5 protein-coding genes are annotated in these 4,734 nt (G+C 52.2%); all 5 read left to right on the forward strand.

The window, feature by feature from the left end; all coding sequences use genetic code 11:
* The first annotated feature begins 181 nt into the window (after nucleotides 1-181).
* On the forward strand, nucleotides 182-1,276 hold the full coding sequence (gene mobV, locus CHB83_RS23345) for a MobV family relaxase (RefSeq protein WP_262490747.1): 1,095 nt from the start codon (nucleotides 182-184) through the stop codon (nucleotides 1,274-1,276).
* A gap of 301 nt (nucleotides 1,277-1,577) precedes the next feature.
* Complete coding sequence (locus CHB83_RS23350) at nucleotides 1,578-2,195, forward strand: hypothetical protein (protein ID WP_089334542.1); 618 nt, start codon at nucleotides 1,578-1,580, stop codon at nucleotides 2,193-2,195.
* Nucleotides 2,196-2,240: 45 nt separating this feature from the next.
* Nucleotides 2,241-2,537 carry a hypothetical protein gene (locus CHB83_RS23355; protein ID WP_089334543.1) on the forward strand — a complete coding sequence of 99 codons (297 nt, stop codon included), beginning with the start codon at nucleotides 2,241-2,243 and terminating at the stop codon, nucleotides 2,535-2,537.
* A 208-nt stretch (nucleotides 2,538-2,745) separates the two neighbouring features.
* Nucleotides 2,746-3,087: an outer membrane protein assembly factor BamE domain-containing protein gene (gene bamE / locus CHB83_RS23360; protein ID WP_089334544.1), complete on the forward strand. Its 342-nt coding sequence runs from the start codon at nucleotides 2,746-2,748 to the stop codon at nucleotides 3,085-3,087.
* 989 nt (nucleotides 3,088-4,076) lie between these two features.
* Nucleotides 4,077-4,445: a hypothetical protein gene (locus CHB83_RS23365; RefSeq protein WP_089334545.1), complete on the forward strand. Its 369-nt coding sequence runs from the start codon at nucleotides 4,077-4,079 to the stop codon at nucleotides 4,443-4,445.
* The last annotated feature ends 289 nt before the right edge of the window (nucleotides 4,446-4,734 follow it).

The raw sequence follows: 4,734 nt of genomic DNA on the forward strand, positions 1-4,734 counted from the left end.
GCCCATGCCCTACGCCATTTGCCGAGTCGCCAAGATTAAGACCGCCCAGGCGGGCGCGGCCAAGACCGCTCACAACTATCGGCAGCGCGAAACGCCCAACGCCGACACCGAGCGCCAGCCCCTCAACCGGGAGTACATCAACACGGGCGAGCGCAATTACTAGGAGCTGGCCACCGAGCGCATTCAGGAGGCTGGGGCCAAAGTCCGGCATGATTCGGTGCGGGGAGTGGAGGTGCTACTGACCGCCAGCCCGGAGGCATTCAAGCGCCAGGAGGATGGAAGCCCGCACGACTGGCACGGCAGCCAGTGGGCCGAGGCCAATATTGCATTTCTAAAGGACAAGTTTGGGGAGCAGAACGTGGTGAGCTGCACCCTGCACCAAGACGAGCTAACGCCCCACTTTCACGCCGTGGTCGTGCCCATCACAGCCGACGGCCGCTTGTCAGCCAAGGACGTGTTCAACCCGAAGACCCTGCGCGCCCTGCAAACCGAGTACGCCGAGGCCATGAAGCCGTTTGGGATGGAGCGAGGGGTTGAGCACAGCCGCGCCAAGCACGAGGTCATGCGCCACGTCTACGGGGCCCAGGAGCGAAGCCGGGGCGAGCTAGCGGAGCTGACCAAGCCGGAGCCAGCCACACGCCTGAGCATCGAGGGACCGAATGGGTTTGATTTGGTCAACTTGAGCAAGTGGCGGGCCGAGCAGGAGGCGCGGCTGAATGCGGAACTGGCCCGGCAGCTCGCCGCGGCCAACGAGCGGGCCAGCAAGGCGGCCAGCATCGCGCAGGACAGCGCCGGGGCCAAAGATCGGGAAAAGACCCTTGCCCGGCAGTTGGCGAGTGTGGAGGGCACAAAAACAAAGGAAATCGGGCGTCGAGAATTGTACCAAGGGGCCTGGACCCGCGCTGCTGTGCAGGTCTTGCAGGGTGAACCCTTGCCAGAGAAGGTACTGGAGCACGCCCGGAAGGTGCGCGCCGATATGCAGGCGGAAGCCGAAAAACACGTTCAGCAAGCCCTAAAGGCCCCTATTCGCCAAGTTGGGGACTTAACTGAGCAGCTAAAAAGGCTCCCCGGGTACACCTACCGGGAGGACGCGACCACCAAACAGGGCGAATTGCGCCACACGACCACTGGCAGCCGGTTCGAGTTGACCGAGTTGAAACCGGGTGGGGTGTCGATGAAGGAAGCCTACGACCAAGCCGTGCAGCGCACCGCGCAGCGCGACCAGGAGCAGAGTAAGGGGCAGAAACGAGGAGGAGGAATTAGTATGGGAGGATGAACAAACGTAAGTCCAACAGACCCTCTACCAATTGCATTGGTAGAGGGTATTTATTAAGATTAAGATACACATGTCATAAGTCATTGATAATCAAGGGGGGTCTGCTAACCAAAGGGAGACTCTTGCTAACCAATGGTTAGCAAGGCTTTTGTACTTTTACTAGAAAGTACCATTTGTATTAAGTTACTATTTTTCCATTTAATGCTACCTTATATACCTGAATAAAGTTAGCATCCTGTTAGCTTATATCTAACGTGTTGCTAACTTTGTTACCTCTTAACGGTTAGCTAAAGGCTGTCTTATGAAGTATGTAAAAGTCACGGAATTTATAGAACACGAGACTAATCCTTTCGTGAAAGAGGCTGTAAATGAGCTTGTTACGACAAAAAAGAGACAAGTAATCAGGCCACCTAAAGACAGTGATGGAGAGCGTAAATTTTACGTTCTTGACCACGAAGGGAATATGGCTGCTGAAAGTATGTTCGTTCGGGAGATAGAGGTTGATAATGAGCAGTTTAATAAGCTGTTTATTGGCGAATTCTTCCGCTTTTTCAGCATTACTACCCCTGGTATTCGAGTATTTGGGTACTTAATGAAACGCCTTGGAAGAGGTGATGACAAACTATACTTTCATATGGGTGAGTGTATGGAATACACTGAGTACAAACACCGAAATCAAGTTAATACAGGATTAGCTCAGCTTCTCACGGCAGGTATTATAGCCCGTAGTGTGAGCTTAAATGTTTACTATATCAACCCTAAAGTGCTCTTTAATGGCAACCGGGTGACTTTCGCTAAGAGCTATGTTCGCAAGCAGATTAAAGAGAAAGATCCTCAGCAATTGACCCTTTCATTCAATCCAAACCTGAATCAGCTTCGCGAGCTGTCATCTAAAATTGACAACCCAAAAGGACAGTAGAGAAAACCTACCCTACTTTTTACAACACGATTTAACCACTATCTGATGCCCAGTCCCGAACAACGACTAGACCAATTGGAGCCAGTTATTAGCGAAATACTCGCTAAACAGGACGAAACGGCCGCCAAAGTAGAGCGGGTGTCTGCCCAAGTGCGTCAACTTGCAGTAGTCGTTACCAATACCTTAACTACCCAAAGCAATAACATCGAGTTTTTACTTACCCGAACCCAACAACTGACAGAAGGTCAAGCTAGATTAGAGCAGGGACAATCTGAGCTAAAACAGCAAGTAAATCAGGGGTTTGCACAGATTATTGCGCTTATCGATGAGAAGCTAAAATGAGGTAAATCTCTACAATGAGAAGGTGTACTTCATCAACCACATGATACTGTTCAATGGGAACTAGGTAGGCTTTGGGCGTAGCTACGTCAAAAAGAAGAAGTTAAAGCAAGGTGACCCACAACAGTTGTCGGTATTTGATGCCATTCCCCCGTTCAGCATAGGATAAGCAAAATCACCGTTTTCTTGTACATTATAAGTCTCTCTGCTATTGGTACGCCGTCGCTCCACTACTGTGTTCTTTGCACTGCTGATTGCGCTGGTTAGCGTGGTAGTCGGGCTGGTACTCTGGGTCAACTACGACACCCACCTCAGCCCCGCCGCCCAGGCGAGTACTGCCAACGGGCGCCACATCCGCCAAGTGCGCGTGGGCATGGACACAACCCAGGTGCACCGTCTCATGGGACCGCCGCAAGACGTGGCCCGCTTCAACGGGCCCCCGGTGGAAATCATTTATCACTACCAACACCGACCTGGCACCTCGGACAGTTATCAAATCAAGGTCAACGCACAGGGCAAGGTGATAAACGTTGGCATCCTTGAGGACTATTAGGGGTTCTTGTTGCAAAAGGGCGGTTTTACACGCTAAGCAATTAACCAATTGATTCAGTGATTATTACCGACAGCAAATTTGAGGTTTATCAAAAAGGATTTCCTTTTTGATAAAGTCGGCCTACCCGCTTGATTGCTTGGAATCGCCCTTTTCTAGCCTGTTTTTGGACTACCCTTTCTGATAAAGGGCTTATCGTGTAAATCCGCCCGATAGGAAGAAGAAGGCCTATTAAAGGCTCCTTTTCGTGAACACCTGGCAGTTGCCCGGCACCAGGTGCTCGTAGGCCATTGCAGCGCCCAGCGAGTTTAAGAAACCCGTCTACGAATCAAAGTTTACGAAACGTGCCGAGGAAATGAGTTTCGTAAACTCCGAACGAGGCATTCAGGGGTCGCACAAGAGTAGGAACGGAAAACAACGCTAAGGCCGTGCGGTCGGATTTTGGCGGACTGGAGTGTCTCAAAATACGTGCGTTTAAACGCTACGAAGGCAGTTTTTGAGAAAAGCAGGTTCTGGCCAGGCTGGCGTGTAGCTTTTGCTTATCTCACGTATCAACGGCGCATTGCTGCATGAATGACTGACTTGGTGAGACGAATCAGCTCGTTTATGGTAGTCAAGTTGGCTTACCGTTGTTTTCCGTTCCTACTCTTGTGCGACCCCATTCACTATGGTCATCATGAACAAAAGGGAAAAAAGGACTTAAGTTTGGGAGCTGTTTGAAGCGTAACCGGCTCTGCTGAGGAGCAACCGGCCAGGAATAAAACAGCCCCCAGACGCGCCGGTCAGCGTTGCAGGTTTCGCCCTCTGCTGGCCCAGCTCAGACACCACCCAGCGTTGAAGGTTCGCCCTCTGCTGAGTGGTGTTTAGGTTTTCAGGCATTTTCCCCGCCGCGCTGTTTGGGGCAGTGAGGAAAGAAGAGAAGAGACAGCGCGGCGGGGAAAATGCCAAAGAAAACCTATCCCCGGAACGGGGAGTATTTTGTATTTTCGCCTATGATAGTGCAGTGCCAGAAGTGCGGGAAGGACTATGAGCCGAAGCGTCGAGGGGGCAAATTTTGCTCAACTTCGTGCCGGGTGGTGCAGCACCAGTTCATCAAGCGGGGGGAGGCATGGGGGAAGCCAGCGAGCGGAGACGAGCGGTACTTAGCTGATAAATTGGTAGCGGTCGGACGGTCGGCCACGGAAGCACTGGTGCAGGTCGAGGGGTTGCCGGCAGCCGAAGCGTTTGGTCGTTTGCGAGCGTTGGTGCAGGGATGGGCCGGGGTAGCGAATAATTCCATCATCGAGAAAGTACAGTACAACGAGCAGCAGGAAATGAACGCCCAGGCCACCCGAATGAAGCGTATCAAGAGCAGTAAATAAGGGTATTAGCGTAAGTGACAAGCGTAAGTTTTGCCCAACATGTACCCTAAAAAAGACCCGTTAGCGTAAGTAATAAGCGTAAACAACAGGCCCAAAACCGCGCGAGAAAAACAACGGTATAACCCACTATACCGGACTACGTCCGGTGTGGGCCTGCGGCCGGCCCTACGCAGTATCTATCCCCTTTCCCCACCGCCCATGCCCTACGCCATTTGCCGAGTCGCCAAGATTAAGACCGCCCAGGCGGGCGCGGCCAAGACCGCTCACAACTATCGGCAGCGCGAAACGC

This window comes from Hymenobacter mucosus (assembly GCF_900188255.1).
Classification (GTDB): Bacteria; Bacteroidota; Bacteroidia; order Cytophagales; family Hymenobacteraceae; genus Hymenobacter; species Hymenobacter mucosus.

What these genes read in the sequence shown, in the direction of transcription:
- CHB83_RS23350 (WP_089334542.1), top strand. Translation starts at nt 1,578, where the DNA reads ATGAAGTATGTAAAAGTCACGGAATTTATAGAACACGAGACTAATCCT.
- CHB83_RS23355 (WP_089334543.1), top strand. Translation starts at nt 2,241, where the DNA reads ATGCCCAGTCCCGAACAACGACTAGACCAATTGGAGCCAGTTATTAGC.
- CHB83_RS23365 (WP_089334545.1), top strand. Translation starts at nt 4,077, where the DNA reads ATGATAGTGCAGTGCCAGAAGTGCGGGAAGGACTATGAGCCGAAGCGT.